We start from the raw sequence: 17,470 nt of genomic DNA, 5'->3' as shown, positions 1-17,470 counted from the left end.
TTGATCCAGATCGAAAAGGTGTTGATTGATGAAACTCAACGAACTCGCCGATAATCCGGGTGCCCGCAAGGCGCGTACCCGGGTTGGTCGCGGTATCGGCTCGGGCAAGGGCAAAACTTCTGGCGCAGGTCAGAAGGGTCAGAAATCCCGTTCCGGCGTAGCCATTTATGGCTTTGAAGGCGGGCAGATGCCCATCTATCGCCGTTTGCCGAAACGCGGCTTTACGAATATCTTCAAAAAGCAGTATGGCGTTGTCAACCTTGCAACCCTTCAGACCGCCGTTGATAACGGTGTTCTGGAAGAAGGTGCAAATGTTACCGTCGCCATTCTGGCCGAAAAAGGCCTGGCCCGTCCGCAGAAAGACGGCCTCCGCCTGCTTGGCAAAGGCGAACTCAAGGCAAAACTGAACATCGAGATTACCGGTGCTTCCAAGGCGGCAATTGCCGCTGTCGAGAAGGCTGGTGGATCGGTCAAGGTTCTGGTTCCGGCAGCCGCCGAAGCCGAAACCGCAGAATAAGCCTTTGTAACGTCATGAGGGTCCGGCTCCATCAAAAGTGGGTCCGGACCCTCCAAGTTTTAGCGTATTGGAGTTGAGTGCATGGCATCGGCCGCCGAGCAACTTGCCGCGAACATGAACTGGTCGTCTTTTTCCAAGGCAACCGAGCTTAAAAAGCGTATCTGGTTCACGTTAGGCGCGCTTATTGTGTACCGTCTTGGCACCTATATTCCGGTTCCCGGTGTGGACCCGGCCATTCTTGCGGATATTTTCCAGCAGAATGCGGATGGTGTTCTGGGCATGTTCGATATGTTTGCCGGTGGTGCGTTGGGTCGTATGACCATCTTCGCACTCAATATCATGCCGTATATTTCGGCCTCGATTATCATTCAGCTGATGACGACCGTCTCGCCGACGCTTGAACAGATGAAAAAAGAGGGCGAGCAGGGCCGCAAAAAGATCAACCAGTATACCCGTTACCTGACCGTGATTATCGCGACGATTCAGGCATGGGGCATTGCGGTCGGTCTGGAAAGCATGTCCGGGTCGGCTGGTGCTGCTGTTCATGATCCGGGAATGTTTTTCCGCTTTACCGCGGTTGTGACGCTGGTTGGCGGTACGATGTTCCTGATGTGGCTGGGCGAACAGATTACCCAGCGCGGCATCGGCAATGGTATTTCACTGATCATTTTCGCCGGGATTGTGGCCGAATTGCCTTCTGCAATGGTCGGGACCCTGGAACTTAGCCGCACCGGTGCGATTTCCGCCCTGATTATCGTTGCCATTCTGGTGATGGTGGTTGCGGTTATTGCCTTTATCGTCTTTGTCGAACGCGCCCAGCGCCGGGTACTGATCCAGTATCCGAAACGACAGGTCGGCATGAAGGTGATGGAAGGGCAAAGCTCGCATCTTCCGCTCAAGATCAATACTGCCGGTGTGATTCCGCCGATTTTCGCCAGCTCTCTTTTGCTGATGCCGTTGTCGGTCGCGCAGTTTACCGCCGGTGGGGCCGGTGGCCCGGAATGGCTCAGCACGGTTACGGCCTTGCTGGGACGGGGGCAGCCGCTTTATATCGCGCTTTATATCGGCCTGATCGTGTTTTTCGCCTTTTTCTATACGGCGGTTGTTTTCAACCCCGATGATACGGCGGACAATCTGAAAAAGCATGGCGGATTTATTCCGGGGATTCGTCCGGGTAAAAATACGGCGGCGCATCTGGACCATATCCTGACCCGTCTGACCGTCATTGGCGCGGCCTATCTTGCCTTTGTTTGTATTCTTCCTGAAATTTTGATTTCGGAATGGTCTGTGCCGTTCTACTTTGGTGGGACTAGCTTGCTGATCGTTGTCACTGTAACCATGGACACCGTCGCACAGATCCAGTCACATATGCTGGCGCACCAGTATGAAGGCCTGATCAAGAAGTCAAAACTGCGCGGGCGCAACCGGTAACAGCCGGATCGACCCGTGACTTTCAGGGGAAGACAATGAATATTATCCTTCTTGGCCCGCCCGGTGCCGGTAAAGGCACCCAGGCAAAGCGTCTTGAAACAGAACGCGGGATGATTCAGCTTTCGACGGGGGACATGCTGCGTGCAGCGGTTGCCGCCGGAACTGCGCTGGGTCAGAAGGCAAAGTCGATCATGGAAGCCGGGCAGCTTGTGCCCGACGATTTGATGATCGGCCTGATATCCGAAAGACTGGACCAGGATGACACCAAAAACGGTTTCATTCTGGATGGTTTTCCCCGCACGACAGCCCAGGCAGAAGCCTTGGATGTCATGCTGGAAAAAAAGGGCCTCAAGCTCGATTATGTTTTGCAGCTGGTGGTAGATGATGCGGCCCTGACCGGGCGCATTGTTGGCCGTTATACCTGTGCCAAATGCGGCAAGGGCTATCATGATGAATTTGAAAAGCCCGCAATCGACGGTGTGTGCGACGCATGTGGCAGCACCGAATTCAAACGTCGTGCGGATGACAATGCCGAAACGGTAATGTCGCGACTGGAAGCCTATCACGGGCAAACAGCACCGATTATTCCCTACTATAAACAGGCAGGGAAGCTGAAAACAGTTGACGGCATGGCCGAAATCGACGAAGTTACGCGCGAGATCAAAGCCATCCTGGGGTAAATTCCCGGGAGGGATTGTTATTATTTGGCGGGTTGGCTGATGTCAACCCGCTTTTGCAACGCCCTCCCTACCGGATATGCCGCTGGATTTGTTAACAGATAAGAGGAGTCTACATAGTGGCTCGTATTGCTGGCGTAAATATCCCGACCGCGAAGCGCGTCGTGATTGCGCTTACCTATATTACCGGTATCGGCCCGGCCAAAGCCAAAGAAATCTGCCAGAAAGTTGGTATCGAAGCACAGACCCGCGTTCATCAGCTCAATGATGATCAGGTGCTTAAAGTCCGTGAAGTTATCGATGCCGATTACGTTGTCGAAGGCGACCTTCGCCGCGAAATCGCGATGAACATCAAACGTTTGATGGATCTCGGTTGCTATCGCGGTCTGCGTCATCGCCGCGGTCTTCCGGTTCATGGTCAGCGTACGCATACCAATGCGCGTACCCGTAAGGGCCCGGCCAAGCCGATCGCCGGCAAGAAGAAGTAAGGTAGGCAACGACAATGGCAAAAGCTCCTCAGGCGACTCGTGTCCGCCGCCGCGAACGTAAAAACATTACGAACGGCATTGCGCACGTAAATGCGACCTTTAACAACACCATGATCACCATCTCTGACGTGCAGGGAAATACCATTTCCTGGTCGTCTGCCGGTGGCATGGGTTTCAAGGGTTCGCGTAAATCGACTCCGTATGCAGCGCAGATGGCCGCAGAAGATGCTGGCAAGAAAGCTGCTGAACACGGCATGAAAACCCTTGAAGTCGAGGTCAAAGGCCCCGGCTCAGGGCGTGAATCCGCACTGCGCGCGTTGCAGGCTGTTGGTTTCACCATTACGTCGATCAAAGACGTAACGCCGATTCCGCACAATGGTTGCCGTCCGCGCAAGCGTCGTCGCGTCTAATCGCGCCGATCTGCGGACGACCGCGCGTTTTGGCCCGGGAAACCGGGCCTGTTCGCGTTTCTCGCGGGGGCTTCGTGCCCCCCTTATCTAGGCTCCAGTTGCGAAGGTGGGTCTCGTGATTCAGAAGAACTGGCAGGAACTGATTAAGCCGACCAAGCTTGATGTTACCTCGGGTACTGACGCCAGCCGCGTCGGTACAATCGTGGCTGAACCGCTGGAGCGCGGTTTTGGTCAGACTTTGGGTAACGCGCTGCGTCGTATTCTGCTGTCGTCGCTTCAGGGTGCTGCGGTGACTGCTATCCAGATCGAAGGCGTTTTACACGAATTTTCGTCGGTCCCGGGTGTGCGTGAAGATGTCACCGACATCATCCTGAATATCAAGACGATGGGCGTGCGCATGCATGCCGAAGGTCCGAAGAAAATGGTTCTCAAGGCGACCGGCCCGGGTGCCGTGACCGCCGGACAGATTCAAACCAGCGCCGATATTGAAATTCTCAATCCGGGTCTGGTGTTGTGCCATCTTGATGATGGGGCATCGCTGACGATCGAATTTACCGTTGAAATCGGTAAGGGTTATGTTGCCGCCAATACCAGCCGTTCGGCAGATTCGCCGATTGGTCTGATTCCGGTCGATGCGATTTTCAGCCCGATCCGTAAAGTGGCCTACAAGGTGGAAAACACCCGTGTGGGTCAGGATACCGACTTTGACAAATTGTCGCTGACGGTTGAAACCAACGGTTCGGTCACGCCGGAAGATGCGGTTGCACTTGCCGCCCGTATCTTGCAGGACCAGTTGTCGCTGTTCGTCAACTTCGAAGAACCCGATGCGGTTGTCGAAGAAAAGAAAGAAGACGAACTGCCGTTCAATAAAAACCTGTTGCGCAAGGTTGACGAACTGGAACTTTCGGTCCGTTCGGCAAATTGCCTCAAGAACGACAACATCATCTATATCGGCGATCTGGTTCAGAAAACCGAAGCCGAAATGCTGCGTACGCCGAATTTCGGTCGTAAGTCGCTGAACGAAATCAAAGACGTTCTCGCCCAGATGGGCCTCCATCTCGGGATGGAAGTCGGCGGCTGGCCGCCCGAGAATATCGAAGATCTGGCCCGCAAGTTTGAAGACCCGTTTTAAGTAACGGGCCTTCGGCCTTGTTGGCCGCATAACCGGAACGCATTATGTGTTCCAAATGACTGGGCAGGTTGCCCGCACCGTCCGTGCATGACCCGTTTGGGGTGGCGTGGCGGTTTTACAATCGGTTTCGTGCGCGAAGCCAAGGCATAAGGAGAGTTCAAATGCGTCACGGTATGCAAGGCCGTAAACTCAATCGTACTGCGTCTCACCGCAAGGCGATGTTCTCGAACATGGCAGCTTCGTTGCTGACCCATGAGCAGATCAAGACCACTCTTCCGAAGGCCAAGGATCTTCGCCCGTATGTCGAAAAACTGATTACGCTGGGCAAGCGGGGCGACCTGCATGCACGCCGTCAGGCACTTTCGACCCTGCGTGACGAGAAAGTCGTTGCCAAACTGTTCGGTGAAATCGCCGAACGTTACAAGGATCGTTCGGGTGGTTACACCCGCGTTCTGAAGGCTGGCTTCCGTTACGGGGATGCGGCTCCGGTTGCTGTGATCGAACTGGTCGAACGCAATCCGGAAGCCAAAGGCGCAGAAGATCGCGCCCGCCTCGAAGCAGAGGGTGAAGGCGACGAGCAGTCGGCTGAATAAGTCGGCCCTGCTTTGGCCTTGAAGATACAGACGGGCGGTGCGCAGGCATCGCCCGTTTTGTTTTACGCAGGCGTTTTGGGGACAGGCGGTTGCGCCCGAACAAAATTCAATCTACATGGGACCGGCATATCCCGCCCCTGATTTAACCCGCAGTGAGAGATTCCGCCGTGACGTCAAAGATTGCAGCGAAGTTTGTTCTGGCCGTCGTGATGGGCCTTGGTTTTGTGGCGGGGGTCCCCGCAACATCAATGGCCCAGGCCACAATTGATCGCCATCTTCCGGGGTCGGAAGCGGAAATAAAGCTGTCTTTTGCGCCGCTGGTCAAACAAACAGCGCCTGCTGTGGTCAATATCTATACCAAAAAGGTGGTGACATCGCGCCCGGCCAATCCGTTCATGAATGACCCGTTTTTTCGGGAATTTTTTGGCGAACGGTTTGGCGGCGCATTGGGGGCGCCCCGGCAACGGGTAGAGCGGTCATTGGGGTCTGGGGTGATCGTCTCGCGTGAAGGTACGGTGATTACCAATCATCATGTGGTGGACGGGGCCAGTGAAATTCGCGTTGTCCTGCATGACCGCCGCGAATATGACGCCGAACTGGTGGGATCGGATGAAGGCACGGACCTTGCCGTCTTGCGCCTGCGCGATGTCGATGGATTGTTACCGGCGATTACCCTTGGCGATTCTGATGCGGTCGAGGTCGGCGATCTGGTTCTGGCGATTGGCAACCCGTTCGGGGTAGGGCAAACCGTGACCAGCGGCATTGTATCGGCCCTGTCACGCGCCGGAGTCACCGGGCAGGATTTTCAGTCTTTCATCCAGACCGATGCGGCGATCAATCCGGGGAATTCCGGCGGGGCGCTGGTGGATATGGATGGCAATCTGATTGGTGTCAATTCGGCGATTTTCACCCGTGGCGGCGGGTCGAACGGCATTGGTTTTGCCGTGCCGGTCAATATGGTCAAGGTGGTGATGCGCGGCCTGATTTCCGGGGATTTGCGCCGCCCGTGGTTTGGGGCCGCCGGGCAACCGGTGACGGCCGATCTGGCGCGGTCGCTGGAACTGGAACGTCCCGGTGGGGTTCTGGTCAATGCCATCCGCCCGGCCAGCCCGGCGGAGCGGGGCGGATTGCGCCCCGGTGATGTGGTGGCGGCGATTAATGGCCTGCGCGTTGATGACCCGGATGCCTTGCGGTTCCGCATCGCCACCCTGGAATTGCCCGGTACGGCAAATCTGACCGTGATCCGGCAGGGGCGGCAGATTGATCTTGCCATGCCGCTTGAAATCGCGCCGGATGTCCCGGCCCGCGATCAGTCCGAAATCACCGGACGCAATCCGTTTTCAGGGGCGATTGTCGCCAATGTCAATCCGGCACTGGCCGACGAGATCGGCATAGATATGATGAGTTCCGGCGTCATTGTGATGTCGGTCGGCAGTGAATCTCTGGCACGACGCGCCCGCCTGCAAAAGGGCGATTTCGTCGTCGAGGTCAATGGGGTGGCGATTGATTCGGTTGCCCGCCTGAAAGACGTGGTTGCCTCGGGCGAGGCCGCAGGTCGGTGGGCGATTGCGGTGAAACGCAATGGCCAGATCCTGACGGCGCAGTTTACCCTTTAACGGATGGGCGGACAAACCACAGGGTCAATCCCGCCAAGCCACCCAAAAGGATGGTCAGCCACAGGGCCTGTGTGCCCGTCGCGTCAATCAGCATGCCAAACAGGAACGGTGCGGCCGCCTGGGCAAAGCGCGACGGGGCAACCAGAAAACCCTGCCGTGCGCCATAGCCGTTGGGGCCGAAAACGGCAAGGGGCAAGGTCCCCTTGGCGATGGTCAGAATGCCGTTGCCCGTGCCATGCAGGCCGGTGAAAATCATGCCTGCCGGGCCACCAAGGACCATCAGAAGAGCCGCCCCGACCGGATGCATCAGGGTGGCCAGCCGGGCCGAGATCATCGGGTGCCAGTGCCGCAACAGACCAAATTCCAGCACCCGCCCGGCCACCTGTGCCGGGCCGACCAGCGATGCCGCCAGAATGGCACTGCTGGCATCCATGCCCGATATTTGCAACAGGCGCGGCAAATGGGCGGCCATGGCGGTTGCCGTGAACCAGCTTGCGGCAAAAACAAAGGCCAGCAAGATCATTGGCAGGCTGACATAATCCCGCCGCGAAAGGCGGGCCGGGGGTGTGGCTGTTTCCACGCGGGCCGGATCGGAAAGCATATTGCCCGCCGGGATCAATAACCGGTTTAACGGCAATCCCAGTACAATGTGCGTGCCTGCCCAAAAGAAACAGACAATCCGCCAGCCATATTCCGCCTCGATCCCCGCCGATATCGGCCAGCAAATCGTGCTGGCAAATCCGGCGATCAGGGTAATGCCGGTAATCGGACCACGGGCAGTGCTGCCAAACAACCCGACCAGTGTGGCAAAGGCCGATTCATAAAGCCCCATCGACATGCCGATGCCAATTACCAGCCAGGCAAGGCACATCACGGCCATGCTGTCCGACAGGCCCAGAATGCCAAGACCGGCGGCAAAAACCAGACTGGAGGAGCTTAAGATATTCCGCCCGCCAAACCGGTCAATCCGCGCCCCAAAGAGGGGCCCGAGAAAGGCCGAAATCAGCAGGGCCAGCGAAAAGGCCCCAAATGCCCAGCTTGTCGGAACGCCGATATCGCGGGCCATTGGTTCGGCCAGAATGGCAGGCAGATAAAACGTGGTGCCAAAGGCCAGCGTTTGCGCCGTACCCAGTGCCACGATAATTCTGGTGCGGTGTGACTTTTGCATGTTCTGGCAACCGGAAAATATCGGGAATAGGGCACAGCATTGTTCTTAGCGCCCCTGCAACCGGCAGGCAAGCCATCCATGATGTTTGCCCCTGTAACCCGGTGAAACACCGTGATAGGTTCCGACAGGCTGGCGGATAGAAGATCGAGGCAATGAATGGTATCGCTGTTTGAAAATCAGGTGTCACGGCCACTGGCCGACCGGCTGCGCCCGGCCAAACTGACCGAAGTGGTCGGGCAGGGGCATCTGTTTGGCGAGGATGGCCCGATCACGCGCATGATGACAACCGGGCGGGTGCCGTCGGTGGTGTTGTGGGGGCCGCCCGGTTGTGGCAAAACCACGCTGGCGCGTCTGATGGCCGATATTGCCGATATGGCGTTTGAACCGTTATCGGCGATTTTTTCCGGGGTGGCGGATTTGCGCAAGGTGTTTGACCGTGCCAAGGGCCGCCGTGCCACCGGGGCGGCAACCCTGTTATTCATTGATGAAATTCATCGTTTCAACAAGGCGCAACAGGACAGTTTCCTGCCGCATGTCGAAGACGGCACCATAACCCTGATCGGGGCGACCACCGAAAATCCGTCGTTTGAACTCAATGCCGCCTTGCTGTCGCGCTGTCAGGTGTTGGTGCTGAAACGGCTGGATGATGGGGCGCTGGAAGAATTGCTGGTGCGGGCCGAACAGGAAATGGGATTTGAATTGCCCGTGACGGCCGAGGCGCGCCTGACCTTACGTGCGATGGCCGATGGCGACGGGCGGTATTTGTTGAACCTTGCCGAAGAATTGTTTGCCCTGCCGCCCGGTGATGACGGGCCGCTGGGCGTAGCCGGATTGTCGCGGGTCGTGCAAAAACGCATGCCGATCTATGACAAGGGGGATGACAGCCATTACAACCTGATCAGTGCATTGCATAAATCGGTGCGAGGTTCGGACCCGGATGCCGCCCTGTACTGGTTTAACCGCATGCTGGCAGGGGGCGAGGATCCGAAATTTGTTGCCAGACGGTTATTACGGATGGCGGTCGAGGATATCGGCCTTGCCGATCCGCAGGCCCAGCAGATTTGCATCGGGGCGTGGGAAGCTTATGAACGTCTGGGCAGCCCCGAAGGCGAACTGGCACTGGCGCAGGCGGTGATTTATCTGGCGCTGGCCCCGAAATCCAATGCGGGTTATACCGCCTATAAACGGGCATTGCAGGTGGCGCGTGATACCGGGTCGCTGACCCCACCCGCCCATATTCTCAATGCGCCGACAAAATTGATGAAAGATATCGGTTACGGGCAGGGATATGCCTATGACCATGATGAAAAAGACGGTTTTTCCGGGCAGAATTATTTCCCCGACGGCATGCGCCGCCAACAATTCTATCAGCCGGTCGAACGCGGCTTTGAACGCGATTTGCAAAAACGTGTTGCCTATTTTGATCGACTGCGCCGCGAACGGCACAAAAACAGCGATAAAAATTAGGCATTATTCAGAAACAATTTGGTGAAAACAGACAGGATAATCATTTTTCGAGAAACGGTTAAGCTGGTCTCCAACATTCAAATCTTTTATTTGTGGAGACTCTCATGGCTGTTGTTTTGCGGATTGATACCTCGGTGAATGGCGACAATTCCAAGTCGCTGCAACTGAGTTCCAAACTGGTTGATCGTATTGTCGCCGCCGATCCGGCAACCGATGTGGTTGTGCGCAATGTCAATGATCACAGCATTCCTGCCCTGAATGGCGAAATCGTCGGCGCGTATTTCACCCCGGCGGAAAACCGTTCCGAAGATCAGAAAAAGATCATTGCGGCGTCCGACATGCTGGTCGCTGAACTGTTCGCCGCCGATACTTTGGTAATTGGCGTGCCGATGTATAATTTCAGCATCCCGTCGCGCCTTAAGGTCTGGGTCGATCTGGTGGCGCGTGCCGGTGTGACTTTCCAATATACCGAAAATGGCCCGAAAGGCCTGATTGAAGGCAAGAAAGCCTATCTGGTGGTTTCGACCGGCGGTGTGCCGGTCAACAGCCCGGCCGATTTCGCCACCCCCTATATGAAACAGTTTCTGGCGTTTCTGGGCATTACCGATGTGACCGTGATTGATGCTTCGGGCTTTGCCGTTGATGCCGATGCGGCGATGACCAAGGCGGTGAATGCCATCGAAACGGTTGCGCTGCCCAACGCAGCCTGATTTTCAGTTTCGATAATCCAACGGCCCCAACGTTGTGATGACAGGAAAGACCGGTATCTGTTTGGATATCGGTCTTTTATTTTTGGTGATACTCTTGATGTCGGGGACAAACTCTTAACCGGAGTTTAGCATCTGCTGCGTTACTGCTGGCGCATCAGGATGGGGAGTATCAGGTGAAGCGGACGTTGATTGTTGTCTTCTGGTTGTTATGTGTTGCCGGTCTGACCTTTGCTGTCGTCCGGTTCAGCGGGTTGCTTGAAACCATGTTTACGTCGGGCGAACCCGATGCCGTGGTGTTTTCGGCCGATATGCAACTGCCCGATGATCCGACCTTTTTTCTGGTTTGTGCCGGGGATTTGTGTCCGCCAGATGCGGACCGCCAGATGACCAGCCCGGTTTTCAACATTGCCGCCACCCAGTTATTGTCGCGGGTCGAAGAAGTCGCGCTGAACAGCAAGGCAGTGATTGTTGAACGCAATCCCCGCACACTGGAAATGCGTCTTCTGATCCGGACCCCCGTTATGCGGTTTCCGGACTGGATTGATATCCGCATTGTGCCGCTGGATGAGGATCACAGCCAGATATTGGCCTTTAGCCGGTCGGTTTATGGCAGTGGTGATTTCGGGGCGAATGAAAAACGCCTGAAAAAATGGCTGACGGCGCTGCGTGATATTGTGGGCGAAGGCCGGAACACGACGGGATGAAGGCGGCACAGCCATGCGCTTTTCCTGCGTGACATTTAACCCCTGAACGAATAGGTTCCGCGCCATGCAGTTTTCACCGGTTTTGTTTGCATGTATCGGCCTTGGTGGCGCATTGGGGGCGATGGCCCGTTATGGGGTCACGTCCTTTATGGGGGTGACATTTGGCACCGGCTTTCCGTGGGGAACCTTGACGGTGAATATCGCCGGGTCGTTCCTGATCGGGTTGCTGATTGAAATCGGGGCGTTGAAATGGTCGTTTGGCCCGGAAATGCGGGCTTTTATGATTACCGGGTTTCTGGGGGCCTTTACGACATTTTCGACATTCTCGCTTGATTTTGCGACCCTGTATGATCGTGGCAATCTTGCCTTGGCGGCGATTTACGTGGCGGTGTCGGTCGGGCTGGGCATTATCGGTTTTTTTGGTGCCATGATTTTGGCACGCGGAGTATTTCAATGAGTGGCGTTACCCTGCGCAAGGTCGCATCCGACGAAGCCGAAATGCGGCTGGATCGCTGGTTCAAACGCAATTGCCCGGATTTCACCTTTGGGCAGGTTCAGAAACTGTTGCGTGGCGGGCAAATCCGCGTCGATGGCAAACGTGCCAAGGCCGGGCAGCGTCTGGAAGCCGGGCAGGAAGTGCGCGTGCCGCCGGTGCCTGTGATGTCGGGCGGCGGGTTTGGCCCGTGGCATGATGATGACGGCGAGGGACATACCCCGTATAAATCCGCGCCATCGCGGGTTGAAATCCGCCCCGAAGATGTGCAGGCATTGAAGGATTCGGTGATTTTTGTCGATGAATATGTGCTGGCGATCAACAAGCCGTCCGGCATGGCGGTGCAGGGCGGCACAAATACATCGCGTCATATTGACGGCATGCTGGATTCCCTGAAATTCGACAGCAAGGAACGCCCGAAACTGGTGCATCGCCTTGACAAGGATACCAGCGGTGTTTTGTTGCTGGCACGGACCGCCTCGGCGGCGCATGCCCTGACCAAGGCGTTCAAGGATAAGACCACGCGCAAACTGTATTGGGCGATTGTGGTCAATGCCCCGGACGAACGCGAAGGCATGATTGACGCCCCATTGGGCAAACAGGAAGGCAAGGGCGGCGAAAAAGTCGTCATTGATCCCAAAAACGGCAAACCGGCCCAGACGGTGTATCGCCAACTGGCACGATCCGGCCGCAAGGCGGCGTGGCTGGCCCTGTCGCCGCTGACCGGGCGCACCCATCAGTTGCGTGTGCATTGCATGGAAATCGGCTGTCCGATTTTGGGCGATGGCAAATATGGCGGGGCCAATGCGTTTCGCGATGGCCTGTCCAACCAGATGCATCTGCATGCCCGCGCCATCGATTTCCCGCATCCCGTCACCGGGCAGCGCGTGATCATTGATGCGCCGCTGCCCGACCATTTCCGCGCCAGTATCAAAACCCTGAATTTTGATCCGGAAACCGCAACCAAATTCCTGACACCGGAAATCCATCGCGACAAAAACGCGACCCGGTACAGTTAGTACCGGGCCAAAAGAAAAAGATGTGACGATGCGAAAGAATGTCGTCACATTGCAGCGCGGCCTGCGTCATGTTGGGCGACAAATTTGTCATGGACGCTTTGCAGATGTCGGGCATGGGTTGCATTTCCTGCCCGTTCACAGATATGGACCTGTTTTTGGATCATGGTGGCGATCTGGCGGCAACCGCCCTTGCTGTGAACAAGGCATTCGCCTTCTTCCAGCGCACTGATCAGGGGAATATGTTCATATTCGGCGATGGCGCAAATCTCGTCTTCGCTCAGGTCGCTAAAATCGATGCAGTCTTTCAGGGTTAACATGGACGACCCTCCCTTTATCGGGGGTTGAATATGTAGCATACGCCCTGTTTTTCATCCTTCAAAGTTACATAAATTCAACTGCGGGTTTCGAGGCTTGCCGGGGGTTTTAGAACGGTTTGCAATGGTGTGCCGCAGGACTCGATCTTTGGCGCGGGATCGGTTAGACAACATCATGGATTGTGATTTCCCATCAGGATGACCCGATGACAACGGATGCGCTGCGGCTTGTGGTTTTTGATTGTGACGGGACGCTGGTTGACAGCCAGCACGCCATTACCCATTGCATGGATCATGCCTTTGCCGCGCATGGGCTGGCGACGCCCGGCCTTGATCATACCCGAACCATCATCGGGTTAAGCCTGCCCGAAGCGATTGCGACACTGGCCCTTCATGTCGGCCATAACGTGGTTCTGGAAGATCACAGGATCGAGGCGATCACCAACAGTTACAAATCGGCGTTTTTTGAATTGCGCCAGACCCCGGATTTTCACGAACCGCTTTATCCCGGCGTGGTCGATGTGATGGACCATCTGGACCGGCGCGGTTGGCTGGCAGGGGTAGCGACGGGCAAGGCGCGGCGCGGGCTGGACGCCGTTCTGGCGCGCAACAATCTTGAAAAACGCTTTGTCACCCTGCAAACCTGCGACAATCATCCGTCCAAGCCCCATCCGTCGATGCTGGATGCGGCGATGATGGAAACCGGGGTTGATGCCCGTTTTGGCGCGATGGTGGGCGATACCAGTTTTGACATGGCAATGGGCCGGGCCGCCGGGATGCTGTCCATCGGGGTCAGTTGGGGCTATCACGATGTTGAAACCCTGACCGCGGCAGGGGCGCATGCGGTGATTGATCATTTTGACCAGTTGCCCGCGATGCTGGATGAATTATGGGACGAAAACCGATATGTCGCCTGAAAATATACCACCGGCCCCGGATCGCGGCATGGCCATGCTGGACCCGGTAACTGTTGAAATCACCGCCCCGGTTGATCCTGACCGGGCCTTTGCGCTTTTTTCCGGGGATTTTGGCAAATGGTGGCCGATTGCCAGCCATTCCTTGTCCAAGGAAAAATGCACCGGCCTTGAAATGCGCCCGGGGCTGGGCGGCAAGATTATTGAAACCGCACAGGGGATTGCCCCGGTGATCTGGGGCGAGATTGAAATCTGGCTGCCGGGGGAACAATTATCCTTTACCTGGCATCCGGGGTGGGATGCGGGCGATTATACCCGCATCAGCGTCACCTTTGACCAGAACCGGTTCGGGCATTGCGAAATCCGGCTGGTGCATTGGGAATGGGAAAATCTGGGGGAAATCGCAACCCCGATCCGGGACAGCTATGTCACCGGCTGGCCCTATGTTTTCGGGCAATGTTTCGCCAATTATTTGCGCAAACCGGCCTGACTGTTTACAGCAGGTTTCGTTCCATCAATTCACGGCGCAGGGTGACCGGGTCGCGGAACCAGTGGGTCTGAAATCCCATTTCGCGGGCCTGCTGGATATTGTTCATATTGTCATCGATAAACAGCGTTTCCGAAGGTGTCAGGCCAAAACGGCGTGCCGTCAGGTCGAAAATCTGTGGGTCGGGTTTGGCCATTTTTTCCTGACCCGATACCAGAATATTTTCAAACAATTCCAGAAACGCGAATTTTTCCAGCGCATATTTCCATGTTTCATGGGACCAGTTGGTCAGGGCGAATAGCCGAACATCATCCTTGCGTTTGATTTCCTCAAGCAGGCGCACCGTGCCGTCAATTGACCCGGCCAGCATTTCCGGCCAGCGATCCACCCATGCGGCAATCTGATCGTGATAGTCGGGGAAACGTCTTTGGCGTTCGGGAATGCTGGTGGCAAATTCCAGCGATGCCGAATCATGCAGGACATTCCAGTGCGGATGGCAGACTTCGGTCAGGAAATATTCCATATCCTTGCTGTCATCGAAAATCTTGCGATACAGGTAACGCGGGTCCCAATCGACCAGAACCCCGCCCAGATCAAACAAAACCGTTTCGACTTCGCGCATGATATCCCCGCTTGTGATGTGTGATGCCTGTTTACGCAATTCCCCTTGCGCCCGGCAAGTCCTGTTTTGTCGGAAGGGACGATGGTTTTTGATCTGCAAAGGATTTTGGCGCGTATCAAAATCATTAAAACAATGGTCTTAACAGGACTGTGACTTGCCAACGGACTTTCTTTGACGGACTGTTTTGCAATCATAAAATGAACAGGAGGCAATAATGTGCAAGCTTGATGGATGTGGGTCTTATGATCATATGGGGCCACCGCCCAAGGCAACCGATGAGGAACGGCGATTGTTTCTGAAAGGTCTGGCGGTTTTGCCGCTGGCAGTGGTGCTGGCCGATCCGATTTTGGCCCATGCTGCTGGATCGACCCTGAAAAAAGTCACGATCACCGGCCCGACCGGGGTGACGATGAATGCCGAAGTCGCCCTGCCTGCGGTGACCCCGGCCCCGACGGTGATCCTGATCCATGAGTGGTGGGGATTGAATGACCAGATCCGCGCCGCCGCCGCCGAATATGCCAATCAGGGCTATGTCGCCCTTGCGGTTGATCTGTATGGCGGGGCGGCGGCCACCACCCCGGATCAGGCGATGGCGATGATGAAGGCGGTTGACCCGGTGGTCGCCACCGAAAAGCTGAAAGAATCCGTAGCATTTCTGCGCGGGCATGAGGCGTCGAACGGCAAGGTTGGTGTGGTCGGCTGGTGCTTTGGCGGTGGATGGTCGCTTAATACCGCCCTTGCCACCGATGTTGATGCAGCGGTGATTTATTATGGCAATGTCACCAAAACCCCGGAACAGGTCGCCAGCCTGAACGCGCCGATTTTGGGGCATTTTGGCACCCTTGATAAATCGATCAATCGCGCAATGGTTGACGGGTTTGAGGAAGCGCTGAAAGAAGCCGGGAAAACCGATTACGAATTTCACTGGTACGAGGCGGATCACGCTTTTGCCAATCCGACCGGGGGGCGTTATGACGCCGAAGATGCGATGCTGTCCTGGGACCGCACCAAGGCGTTTTTTGATACGCATCTGTCCTGATTGGACGGGCCGCAGAGATGACAAAGGCCGGGGCGTTCAAACCCCGGCCTTTTTTTATGATCTTGCAGAATGATCAGTTTGTCGGATTGGCGCGGTTGGCCCATTTGGTGCTGCGCCGTTCGATGATGTTGAAAATTTCATACATCGCAATCCCCATGGCGGCAATTACCAGCAAACCGGCAAAAACCAGCGGCATGTTGAACCGCGACGAGGCCGACAACATCAAATAGCCAACTCCCAGATTGGAGGCCACGGTTTCCGAAATCACCGACCCGACAAAGGCCAGCGTGATCGAAACCTTGAGCGATGCAAAGAAATAGGGCAGGGCACGCGGAAAGCCGACCTTGACCAGAATATCGCGGCGCGTTGCCCCCAATGACCGCAACACATCGCGCAATTCCGGTTCCAGCGTTGCCAGCCCGGTGGCGACATTGACCACAATCGGGAAAAACGAGATCAGAAAGGCGGTGATAATCGCCGGTGTGGTGCCAATGCCAAACCACATGACCAGTACCGGTACCAGGGCGACCTTGGGCACGGAATTAAACCCGACCAGCAACGGATTGGCGGCGGTATAGATCGGCTTGCTGGACCCGACCAGTGCCCCCAGAACCACCCCGAACACCACGGCAATCGCAAATCCGGCCAGCGTGGTATAAAGCGTATGGACCGCATGCATCCAGATCGCGGCCTTGAATTGCCATCCCATGATGATGCTGGCCGAGGGGGTCGGCAATACATATTCGGGAATGGCAAACAGCCGCACCACCAGTTCCCAGAAGGCGAACAGCGCGATGGTGCTGATCCACGGCATGGCTTTTGAAAAGTCTTTTTTCTTTTGCATCATTTTCCCTGCCCCTTCGTTCAGGCGGCCCGCACGTCACGGATGTGACTGCGTAATTCGTGAACCAGATCAATAAAGGGCGGGGTAAAGGTGGTTTCCTGATCGCGCGGACGCGCCAGCGTATTTTCCCGCGCCACCAGAATGCGACCGGGCCGTTTCGACATCACATAAATGGTATCAGCCAGATAGGCTGCCTCGCGCAGATCATGGGTGACAAGGATCACGGTAAAGGGTTTGCGCATCCACAGCGCCTGAAGAATGTCCCACAATTCCTCGCGGGTGAAGGCATCAAGGGCGCCAAACGGTTCATCAAGCATCAGCAAATCCGGTTCATGGATCAGCGCCCGGCACAGGGATGCGCGTTGTTGCATGCCGCCCGACAATTCCCACGGATATTTGTCTTCGCATCCTTCCAGCCCGACAGTCGCCAGCAATTGCCGGGCACGGTCGATATATTCGGCCTTGTTCTTGCGCAACAGATTGCGGTGCGGCTTGACGATTTCCAGCGGCAGCAAAACATTTTCCAGCGTGGTGCGCCACGGCAGCAATGTCGGGTTCTGAAAGGCCATGCCGACAATTTTAAGCGGCCCGGCGACTTCTTTGTTATCGACAATCACCGTGCCGTCGCTGGGCGGCATCAGGCCCGACACCAGTTTCAGCAAGGATGATTTACCGCACCCCGAGGGGCCGACCACGGCAATGAATTCGCCCTTGGCGATTTTCATATTGGTGGTGTCCATCGCAAGATCGGCATCGTCGCCATAGCGCAATGTGACATTGCTGAGTTCGACAAAACTTTTCGACATGTCGGATTTTCCCGCCTTT

The 17,470-nt window shown here is 56.1% G+C and carries 21 protein-coding genes; 16 read left to right on the top strand and 5 right to left on the bottom strand.

Annotation, left to right across the window (positions count from 1 at the left end; all coding sequences use genetic code 11):
* Positions 1-28 precede the first annotated feature (28 nt).
* The 8 genes from rplO (at position 29) to Q8O73_RS10340 (ending at position 6,864) form a co-directional block, all read left to right on the top strand.
* Positions 29-517: a 50S ribosomal protein L15 gene (rplO, locus tag Q8O73_RS10375; RefSeq protein WP_305558086.1), complete on the top strand. Its 489-nt coding sequence runs from the start codon at positions 29-31 to the stop codon at positions 515-517.
* Between the two features lie 81 nt (positions 518-598).
* Positions 599-1,948, top strand: coding sequence for a preprotein translocase subunit SecY (gene secY, locus Q8O73_RS10370; protein ID WP_305558085.1), 1,350 nt, complete (start codon positions 599-601; stop codon positions 1,946-1,948).
* Positions 1,949-1,983: 35 nt separating this feature from the next.
* Entirely contained in the window at positions 1,984-2,628 is a 645-nt protein-coding gene (locus Q8O73_RS10365; RefSeq protein WP_305558084.1) for an adenylate kinase, read from the top strand.
* 116 nt (positions 2,629-2,744) lie between these two features.
* Positions 2,745-3,113, top strand: a complete 369-nt coding sequence (rpsM, locus tag Q8O73_RS10360; protein ID WP_305558083.1) for a 30S ribosomal protein S13 — start codon at positions 2,745-2,747, stop codon at positions 3,111-3,113.
* 14 nt (positions 3,114-3,127) lie between these two features.
* Entirely contained in the window at positions 3,128-3,523 is a 396-nt protein-coding gene (gene rpsK / locus Q8O73_RS10355; RefSeq protein ID WP_305558082.1) for a 30S ribosomal protein S11, read from the top strand.
* A 115-nt stretch (positions 3,524-3,638) separates the two neighbouring features.
* Positions 3,639-4,655, top strand: coding sequence for a DNA-directed RNA polymerase subunit alpha (locus tag Q8O73_RS10350; protein WP_305558081.1), 1,017 nt, complete (start codon positions 3,639-3,641; stop codon positions 4,653-4,655).
* Positions 4,656-4,816: 161 nt separating this feature from the next.
* Positions 4,817-5,248, top strand: coding sequence for a 50S ribosomal protein L17 (gene rplQ / locus Q8O73_RS10345; protein WP_305558080.1), 432 nt, complete (start codon positions 4,817-4,819; stop codon positions 5,246-5,248).
* A 167-nt stretch (positions 5,249-5,415) separates the two neighbouring features.
* Positions 5,416-6,864: a Do family serine endopeptidase gene (locus Q8O73_RS10340; protein WP_305558079.1), complete on the top strand. Its 1,449-nt coding sequence runs from the start codon at positions 5,416-5,418 to the stop codon at positions 6,862-6,864.
* Here Q8O73_RS10340 and Q8O73_RS10335 read toward each other — a convergent pair.
* Positions 6,854-8,032, bottom strand: coding sequence for an MFS transporter (locus tag Q8O73_RS10335; RefSeq protein ID WP_305558078.1), 1,179 nt, complete (start codon positions 8,030-8,032; stop codon positions 6,854-6,856). The genes Q8O73_RS10340 and Q8O73_RS10335 overlap by 11 nt on opposite strands.
* A gap of 156 nt (positions 8,033-8,188) precedes the next feature.
* Here Q8O73_RS10335 and Q8O73_RS10330 point away from each other — a divergent pair, with 156 nt between their 5' ends.
* From Q8O73_RS10330 to Q8O73_RS10310, 5 genes are all read left to right on the top strand, one after another.
* Positions 8,189-9,499 (top strand): replication-associated recombination protein A, encoded by a 1,311-nt coding sequence (locus Q8O73_RS10330; protein ID WP_305558077.1) that lies wholly within the window; start codon positions 8,189-8,191, stop codon positions 9,497-9,499.
* Positions 9,500-9,603: 104 nt separating this feature from the next.
* Entirely contained in the window at positions 9,604-10,209 is a 606-nt protein-coding gene (locus Q8O73_RS10325; protein ID WP_305558076.1) for an FMN-dependent NADH-azoreductase, read from the top strand.
* Between the two features lie 173 nt (positions 10,210-10,382).
* The gene (locus tag Q8O73_RS10320) at positions 10,383-10,913 is read left to right on the top strand and encodes a DUF1499 domain-containing protein (protein ID WP_305558075.1); all 531 of its coding nucleotides are present in this window, start codon (positions 10,383-10,385) and stop codon (positions 10,911-10,913) included.
* Positions 10,914-10,977: 64 nt separating this feature from the next.
* Positions 10,978-11,370, top strand: coding sequence for a fluoride efflux transporter CrcB (gene crcB, locus Q8O73_RS10315; protein ID WP_305558074.1), 393 nt, complete (start codon positions 10,978-10,980; stop codon positions 11,368-11,370).
* Complete coding sequence (locus Q8O73_RS10310; protein ID WP_305558073.1) at positions 11,367-12,425, top strand: RluA family pseudouridine synthase; 1,059 nt, start codon at positions 11,367-11,369, stop codon at positions 12,423-12,425. The genes crcB and Q8O73_RS10310 overlap by 4 nt, the downstream gene beginning before the upstream one ends.
* 44 nt (positions 12,426-12,469) lie before the next feature.
* Here the strand turns inward: Q8O73_RS10310 and Q8O73_RS10305 are convergent, their stop codons facing one another.
* Positions 12,470-12,742 carry a hypothetical protein gene (locus Q8O73_RS10305; protein WP_305558072.1) on the bottom strand — a complete coding sequence of 91 codons (273 nt, stop codon included), beginning with the start codon at positions 12,740-12,742 and terminating at the stop codon, positions 12,470-12,472.
* A 203-nt stretch (positions 12,743-12,945) separates the two neighbouring features.
* Here Q8O73_RS10305 and Q8O73_RS10300 point away from each other — a divergent pair, with 203 nt between their 5' ends.
* The gene (locus Q8O73_RS10300) at positions 12,946-13,656 is read left to right on the top strand and encodes an HAD-IA family hydrolase (RefSeq protein WP_305558071.1); all 711 of its coding nucleotides are present in this window, start codon (positions 12,946-12,948) and stop codon (positions 13,654-13,656) included.
* Positions 13,646-14,143, top strand: a complete 498-nt coding sequence (locus tag Q8O73_RS10295; protein ID WP_305558070.1) for an SRPBCC domain-containing protein — start codon at positions 13,646-13,648, stop codon at positions 14,141-14,143. The genes Q8O73_RS10300 and Q8O73_RS10295 overlap by 11 nt, the downstream gene beginning before the upstream one ends.
* A 4-nt stretch (positions 14,144-14,147) precedes the next feature.
* Here the strand turns inward: Q8O73_RS10295 and Q8O73_RS10290 are convergent, their stop codons facing one another.
* Positions 14,148-14,762 (bottom strand): HAD family phosphatase, encoded by a 615-nt coding sequence (locus Q8O73_RS10290; protein ID WP_305558069.1) that lies wholly within the window; start codon positions 14,760-14,762, stop codon positions 14,148-14,150.
* A 214-nt stretch (positions 14,763-14,976) separates the two neighbouring features.
* Here Q8O73_RS10290 and Q8O73_RS10285 point away from each other — a divergent pair, with 214 nt between their 5' ends.
* Positions 14,977-15,801, top strand: coding sequence for a dienelactone hydrolase family protein (locus tag Q8O73_RS10285; RefSeq protein WP_305558068.1), 825 nt, complete (start codon positions 14,977-14,979; stop codon positions 15,799-15,801).
* 73 nt (positions 15,802-15,874) lie between these two features.
* Here the strand turns inward: Q8O73_RS10285 and Q8O73_RS10280 are convergent, their stop codons facing one another.
* Both Q8O73_RS10280 and Q8O73_RS10275 read right to left on the bottom strand, forming a co-directional pair.
* A complete protein-coding gene (locus Q8O73_RS10280) occupies positions 15,875-16,645 on the bottom strand; it encodes an ABC transporter permease (protein WP_305558105.1) in 771 nt (256 codons plus the stop codon).
* Between the two features lie 20 nt (positions 16,646-16,665).
* A complete protein-coding gene (locus Q8O73_RS10275) occupies positions 16,666-17,451 on the bottom strand; it encodes an ABC transporter ATP-binding protein (protein ID WP_305558067.1) in 786 nt (261 codons plus the stop codon).
* Positions 17,452-17,470 lie beyond the last annotated feature (19 nt).

It is taken from the genome of Thalassospira sp. (assembly GCF_030690045.1).
Lineage (GTDB): Bacteria > Pseudomonadota > Alphaproteobacteria > Rhodospirillales > Thalassospiraceae > Thalassospira.
Note: the sequence above shows the minus strand (reverse complement) of the source record. Positions and strands in the feature narration are given on the sequence as shown.

Bases quoted from the DNA above. Each gene is read 5' to 3' on its own strand.
- secY (WP_305558085.1), top strand. From the start codon at position 599: ATGGCATCGGCCGCCGAGCAACTTGCCGCGAACATGAACTGGTCGTCT.
- Q8O73_RS10290 (WP_305558069.1), bottom strand. From the start codon at position 14,762: ATGCGCGAAGTCGAAACGGTTTTGTTTGATCTGGGCGGGGTTCTGGTC.
- crcB (WP_305558074.1), top strand. From the start codon at position 10,978: ATGCAGTTTTCACCGGTTTTGTTTGCATGTATCGGCCTTGGTGGCGCA.
- rpsK (WP_305558082.1), top strand. From the start codon at position 3,128: ATGGCAAAAGCTCCTCAGGCGACTCGTGTCCGCCGCCGCGAACGTAAA.
- Q8O73_RS10365 (WP_305558084.1), top strand. From the start codon at position 1,984: ATGAATATTATCCTTCTTGGCCCGCCCGGTGCCGGTAAAGGCACCCAG.
- Q8O73_RS10300 (WP_305558071.1), top strand. From the start codon at position 12,946: ATGACAACGGATGCGCTGCGGCTTGTGGTTTTTGATTGTGACGGGACG.
- Q8O73_RS10325 (WP_305558076.1), top strand. From the start codon at position 9,604: ATGGCTGTTGTTTTGCGGATTGATACCTCGGTGAATGGCGACAATTCC.
- Q8O73_RS10280 (WP_305558105.1), bottom strand. From the start codon at position 16,645: ATGCAAAAGAAAAAAGACTTTTCAAAAGCCATGCCGTGGATCAGCACC.
- rplQ (WP_305558080.1), top strand. From the start codon at position 4,817: ATGCGTCACGGTATGCAAGGCCGTAAACTCAATCGTACTGCGTCTCAC.
- Q8O73_RS10305 (WP_305558072.1), bottom strand. From the start codon at position 12,742: ATGTTAACCCTGAAAGACTGCATCGATTTTAGCGACCTGAGCGAAGAC.
- Q8O73_RS10285 (WP_305558068.1), top strand. From the start codon at position 14,977: ATGTGCAAGCTTGATGGATGTGGGTCTTATGATCATATGGGGCCACCG.
- Q8O73_RS10310 (WP_305558073.1), top strand. From the start codon at position 11,367: ATGAGTGGCGTTACCCTGCGCAAGGTCGCATCCGACGAAGCCGAAATG.
- Q8O73_RS10330 (WP_305558077.1), top strand. From the start codon at position 8,189: ATGGTATCGCTGTTTGAAAATCAGGTGTCACGGCCACTGGCCGACCGG.
- rplO (WP_305558086.1), top strand. From the start codon at position 29: ATGAAACTCAACGAACTCGCCGATAATCCGGGTGCCCGCAAGGCGCGT.
- Q8O73_RS10295 (WP_305558070.1), top strand. From the start codon at position 13,646: ATGTCGCCTGAAAATATACCACCGGCCCCGGATCGCGGCATGGCCATG.
- Q8O73_RS10275 (WP_305558067.1), bottom strand. From the start codon at position 17,451: ATGTCGAAAAGTTTTGTCGAACTCAGCAATGTCACATTGCGCTATGGC.
- Q8O73_RS10335 (WP_305558078.1), bottom strand. From the start codon at position 8,032: ATGCAAAAGTCACACCGCACCAGAATTATCGTGGCACTGGGTACGGCG.